Origin of the sequence: Paenibacillus alkaliterrae (assembly GCF_021532375.1) — a bacterium.
In the GTDB taxonomy this organism is placed as follows: domain Bacteria; phylum Bacillota; class Bacilli; order Paenibacillales; family Paenibacillaceae; genus Pristimantibacillus; species Pristimantibacillus alkaliterrae.
Genome location: NZ_JAKGAP010000128.1, coordinates 1 through 6,136 on the forward strand (window position 1 = coordinate 1; position 6,136 = coordinate 6,136).

5 protein-coding genes and 1 pseudogene are annotated in these 6,136 nt (G+C 42.9%); all 6 read right to left on the reverse strand.

All coding sequences use genetic code 11. The features are described from left to right. Positions 1-59: 59 nt before the first annotated feature. Entirely contained in the window at positions 60-260 is a 201-nt protein-coding gene (locus tag L1N85_RS26435) for an SMODS domain-containing nucleotidyltransferase (RefSeq protein WP_235242005.1), read from the reverse strand. Positions 261-272: 12 nt separating this feature from the next. Further along, positions 273-851: an SLATT domain-containing protein gene (locus L1N85_RS26440; RefSeq protein ID WP_235242006.1), complete on the reverse strand. Its 579-nt coding sequence runs from the start codon at positions 849-851 to the stop codon at positions 273-275. Beyond that, positions 829-1,707, reverse strand: a complete 879-nt coding sequence (locus tag L1N85_RS26445) for an SMODS domain-containing nucleotidyltransferase (RefSeq protein WP_235242007.1) — start codon at positions 1,705-1,707, stop codon at positions 829-831. Before L1N85_RS26445 ends, L1N85_RS26440 begins: the two co-directional genes overlap by 23 nt. A gap of 167 nt (positions 1,708-1,874) precedes the next feature. After that, a complete protein-coding gene (locus tag L1N85_RS26450) occupies positions 1,875-5,012 on the reverse strand; it encodes a type I restriction endonuclease subunit R (protein ID WP_235242008.1) in 3,138 nt (1,045 codons plus the stop codon). A 17-nt stretch (positions 5,013-5,029) separates the two neighbouring features. Further along, the gene (locus tag L1N85_RS26455) at positions 5,030-5,794 is read right to left on the reverse strand and encodes a restriction endonuclease subunit S (protein ID WP_268818493.1); all 765 of its coding nucleotides are present in this window, start codon (positions 5,792-5,794) and stop codon (positions 5,030-5,032) included. Positions 5,795-5,806: 12 nt separating this feature from the next. Beyond that, positions 5,807-6,034: pseudogene (locus L1N85_RS27470) on the reverse strand (restriction endonuclease subunit S); the annotation flags it as partial. Between the last annotated feature and the right edge of the window lie 102 nt (positions 6,035-6,136).

The window sequence follows — 6,136 nt, forward strand, 5'->3', positions numbered from 1 at the left end:
CCGGAAAAAGCGACCCCTATTCAAGCTGAGCAAAAAGCTTAAACATAGCTATCTTATTTTCATATATTCGCGACAACTATCTTGACAAACACCGTATGTCTTCCGAGAGAACCTACCAAATATCCGTGTTCATCTTCATCCTCGATATCCCAATACGATTTATTTAATCTTTTAACAATTTCAGAATAGCGATTTAAAATGCTATCCATGTTGTCTATTTCTAACCCTGTACAGTAGTTTTCAAATGCTGTTGCAAGCAAAGAAGCTCCTCCTTAACGATTGCTTTTTCTAATTTGCCTCGGCAAGAATTTATCAATTTCCTCATCAGAAAAAGTCATTTCTTCCATCTCTTTTAATGATTTGCTCGCCTCAGCATATGCCTTATAATTGGTTCTTGGAGCTATTTTGTAAATTTCGGACAATTCATCTTGTAAGTCATCTCTTTTTTTCTGAAGTTCGACAATATCCGGAGTTCCAACTCGAATATCAGTCAGAAGAGAGAGATACTTTTCTCTAACGACCCACAATTTGTTAGCAGAGTCCGAAAATTGTTGCGCCTGCTTACCCAGATCATAATTCTTCAGAAATAAGTTGATTCCTAAAGATACAGCTGAAAGAATGGCGCTAATTACGGTTGCATAGACTGCATCTCCAAAAAGAGAAGCTACTAAGCTAGACGTTACGGCTGTAGAAATGACAATTTGCCAGATTTTTATTCTGCTCCAATTCTTCATTGTGGTATCAGCAGATTTCTCATGTGTTTTATGAGTATAGACTATTCTTCCATAGATTTCTCTAATTTGATCTTCTACCACAGACAAATCAGATTTATATTGGGAATCTTGTTCCATATATTTCTCTCCATTTCTTTTTGGCAGTACTTTCATAACCATCCTTTTGTTTCTGAATTGCTTCTAGAGATATGTTATAACACTGAAGTGCCTTGTACTCAAATTTCCCTTTGCGGTACACAAAATCCCCACTACCTGGAGCACGCCAATAGTTTTGGTCGGAACTTTGATTCTTCAGAAACTCAAAAAAATCTCTGCTCATCCAGTCATAATAAAGATATGACTCGTTTCTGTAATTCCAACTTTTTAGGAAGTTATAAGCTAATGTATCAATAAGGAGGCCGCCAATTGGAACATCCCAATAATGCTTCCATGATCTTGCCATTCTGCAAAGTCGCTTTAAGTTTTTGTTCCATTCATTATTTTTAGAATTAAACTCATCAATCTCTGCTCGGGGGTTAGTTGTTTTCCAACTCCCACCATTGTTGGTATCTGGATATGTATAACTTATTCCATCCTTATTGATAAAACCTGGTACGATTTCAAAACTTACTCCATCTGAAAAATCCACCTTAACAACCTGTCCATCAGCACGTTTATAAGACTTATATGTTTTTTCAATTGAGTCTTTAACCTCTTGGAGCAAAGCCGATTGACCGTTGCCTTGATATTTATTGTACTGTTCATACTTGGAGTAGGGTAATTTGAGGAGAACATCAATATCGCTCACATATATATCCGTCCCTCTTCCGTATGAACCCACTAATAGACTATTGGCCGTCTCACTTTCGCTGCCCCAGAAGTCCTTATTTATCTGCTTTGTAATTCTCTTGTAACGATAAGAGATATTAGCCACTACTTCAGTATCCATTCTAAGATTCTTACAAAAGGTTTCGAATTGTTCTGCGACCCCCATGGCTCTTCCTCCTAGTACAAAAAAGACTTATGATGTCATTTGCTGTATTCGTTCATTTTGTGCTCTAACATATAAGTTAATGAGCTTTGCAATTTAACATTCCAGAGAACTACAGCAAAATACATCAGGCATAGCAAATAAACCATTTCTGCTACGCCTGATGTCTGTTAATATTTAAACTCTTCCGTCTCTGACTGAGCCATTAACTCTGCCTGTTGAAGCACCAAATCAATTGCCATCTTCTCAAGATCAGGCGGATATCCATATTTCTTTAAAAGTCTTTTAACCGTAATCCGCATCTGAGCCCGAACATTCTCCCGCAGAGTCCAGTCCACCTTAATATTGTTCTTGATAGCCTGGGTCAACTCGTGAGCAATCTGCTTAAGAACTAGATCTCCCATTAGCTCTTTTGCAGCCTCATTGGAAGCCAACGCGTCGTAGAAGGCAACTTCCTCCTTGATAAGCCCGAGGTCTTCGCCACGCTTAACGGCAGCGTTCATCTCCTTAGCCATCTGGATTAGCTCTTCAATTACCTGCGTTGTTTCAATAGTCCGATTATTGTATTTACGAATTGCTTCTTCAAGCATTTCAGAGAATTTCTTTGACTGTACAATGCTGGTGCGAGATACAGCCTTTACTTTGCCCTGAAGGAGCCTTCTCAGCAACTCGACAGCAAGGTTCTTTTGTTTCAACCCCCGAACATGCTCAAGGAATTCATTCGATAGAATCGCGATGTTCGGCTTCTGCAAACCAACCGCTTCGAGAATATCGACGACTTCATCGGACATGACCGATTTAGAAATCAACTGATTCAGTTCCGCATCCAGTTCGTTCGTCGTTTTCTTCTTGTTCTCAGTCGTGATGATTTTGACGATGCCGGATTTTACAGCCTTATAGAAGCTGATTTCCAGATTGACCGATTCAGCAGCTTCCGTCGTGGCGCAAAGAGCATAGGCTTTAGCCAACTCCGTCGTCCAATTGACGAAATTGCGTTTGCCTTGATCTCCAAGTCCAAGCACGTAATCCACGGTCTCGACGATGGCCTTCATTCGCTCGGAAGCTTTCTCAGAAGCAAATTTTGAGAAATCATGACCATGCAACTGCTCGCGGATGAGCTGAATTCGCTCTATCATGAAGTCATTAGCTTGATCCGTGTCGATCCCCGCAGTCTTGCGATCATTTTCCGTGTATTGTTGGAGTGCAGACTTCAACATATCGGCTATACCGATGTAGTCTACGATGAGTCCGCCTGGCTTGTCACGGAATACACGGTTGACGCGAGCAATAGCCTGCATCAAGTTATGGCCTTTCATCGGCTTATCAATGTACATGGTGTTCATGCTTGGAACGTCAAACCCCGTCAACCACATATCACGCACTATGACGATCTCGAGCGGATCGTTCAAATCCTTCATCCGTTTGGCCAAATGCTCCCGACGGCGCTTATTCCCGATGTAAGGTTGCCACTCCGCAGGATCGCTTGAGCTTCCAGTCATGACGATCTTAATTTTACCTTCATTGTCGTCATCACTGTGCCAGTCCGGACGAAGAGTAACAATCTCTTTATAGAGATCGATGGCAATCCGCCGCGACATGACAACGATCATCGCTTTGCCGAACGTAGCTCCTTTGCGCTGCTCATAGTGTTCAACCATATCTTTGGCGACTTGTTTAATCCGTTTCGCTGAACCGGCAAGAGCCTCAAGCCGCGCCCATCTGGACTTCAGCTTCTCTTGCTGGGTGTACTCCTGATACTCGGTAATTTCATCGTACTCCTCATCAATAACCGGACGCTCTGTATCCGATAGCTCCAACCGCGCGATACGGCTTTCGTAGTAAATCTTGACGGTCATGCCATCTTCCACAGCCCGGGTCATGTCATAGATGTCGATGTAATCCCCGAAAACAGCCGGAGTGTTCTTATCCGTCAGCTCAACCGGCGTTCCTGTATATCCAATGTAGGAAGCGTTCGGCAATGCATCACGCATATATTTAGCATATCCATACTTGATGCTTGCTTCATCATCTGATGTGACCATTTCAGCTTGAAAGCCGTATTGACTGCGATGTGCCTCGTCTGCCACTACGATGACATTACAACGGTCCGTGAGCACGGGATACTTCGATTCGCCTTCTTCAGGAGAAAACTTATGAACCGTTGTGAAAATAATCCCGCCCGATTCCACCGAAAGCAGCTGTTTCAAGTGAGCGCGGTCCTCGGCATGTTGCGGAGTTTGGCGGAGCAAATCCTTCGACTTACTGAACGTAGCATACAGCTGATCGTCGAGATCGTTACGATCTGTTACAACAACAATTGTCGGATTGTCGAGCGTCAGAACCAGTTTGCCAGCGTAAAAAACCATGGACAAGCTCTTGCCCGAGCCTTGCGTATGCCAGATTACGCCGATCTTGCGGTCGCCATCTTCCATTGAAGCTCTTTCCGTTGCGTTAATCGCCTTATTGGTGGCATGGTACTGATGGTAGCCGGCCAATATTTTGAATAGCCGTTCACCATCTGTCTGAAATACAACAAAATGCTTGATGATGTCCAGCATACGACTTTTCTCGAACATTCCCTTGATTAACACTTCGAGCTGTGGCAGGGAGGTGGAGGCCACATCCTCGCCATCAATGGTGCGCCACATCATGAACCGTTCCTCATCAGCCGTCAGCGTGCCAACTCTGGCATTGACCCCGTCACTGATCACCATGAAAGAGTTGTACGTGAATAGGGACGGAATCGCCTTCTTATACGTCTGCACCTGATTGTACGCATCACTGATTCCCACTTCTTCATTGGAGGCGCTCTTCAGCTCAAGAACCGCAATCGGAAGGCCGTTGACGAACACCACAACATCCGGGCGCTTATCGACTTGGTTCTCAATGACCGTAAACTGATTCACAACAAGAAAATCATTATTATCCACGCGGTCCGGATGCGTATCGAACAACCAAACTTTCTCGGTCGGATAATCACCATTGGCATTCCGATACTGAACATCAATGCCATCCGTGATCATTTTCTGGAACGCTTTGTTGTTGATCATCAAGCTCGGGCTGCGAGGCACTTCAATAATGCGAATTGCTTCCTCAATAGCTTCCCGCGGCAGCTGCTTGTTGATTCGGATGAGCGCTTCGCGGAGGCGTTCTTTCAGAATAACGTCCTGATAGAACTGTCTTTCCGGATATTCTCCTTCAGGTGAAATCTCGGGACCGTAGGCTTTGTTGTAGTTCAGTTCTTCGAACCATTCCAGAGCGGCTTGTTCCAAGTCGCTCTCGGTGTAGGATGTGGTATACAGAGCCATGGATACACCTCCTTTGGTTAGGTAGTAGAGTATTGCGCTTTGTTTTCTGCTGCCAATGGCAGGTCAATGGTATGGACTTGTAGATACTTTTGCTTCGTTGGCACTCGGATCTCTCCAGATATAAGTTTAGGGAGTAAGGTATCACGAATCTGAGAAAGTTGTTGATTTTCAAAAGTATTATTTTGCATTTTGTTAACTAAACCTTTAAAGATCTTGGTAAATTGATTGGCCACATCAGCAATCGGTATAACAATTTGATATCTACTGATGTCGTTCCAATTTGTTCTCGGCATCTTTGTTCCATTCGAACACTGAGTAACAAAGTCTACAAGCCTTTCGCTAAATAAGTGTGATACCAAATACCCGTAATAAAGATCCTCTGTTGCTTTTAGTGCAATTATATCTGTAGAACATACACCACTAAATGGAGTAATAGAAACCTTATGAAAATACGGCCTAAGCTTGCCGAAAAGTATATCGCCTTTTCTAAAACATGTTTTGTTGCTCTCCAAGTCATCAGAAATGCCAAAGCTATCTAAGGATAGCTTCTTCCTTGGTACATGTTCGAGTCCCACGTAAACTGTACCACTGGGAATATCTTGAGGTTTAATTGTATCCTTTCTATGCCTTGCGATATCACCAATGGACCCGATTTTCCATCCCTTGGGAATCAACCCTAATTCACTTTCCTCAAACTCCCCGCCGCTGGACTTATACGGTTCATCGTTTTCATTCGGGAACTCAAAATCAACAAACCAGCCTTTGAAAAGAGCTTGGGCCATTTCTTCAAGGTTATTGTTAATGGCGTTGTTGAGTTCTAGTTTATTTTCGATGGAATGAAGAATCTTAGATATTCCAATTTGAGTTTCATAATCAGGCATGTCGATTTGAACTAGTCTTAACTCTGATTGCTTAATTCCAGTTACTGTTGTGCCTGATTCTCTTTCTTTAAGCCTAGATTGACCTATATTAGACATCAGATAATATTTAAGGAATCCGTTATCTAACACATTAGCTTTGCCTCGTAAGGTGTTCGCCGCCTCACTTTATGGCGGCGAAAAGAGCGATTTCCGCCAATTCAATTGGCGGTGAAAATATTCATATACAACCGACAATAGCCTAAT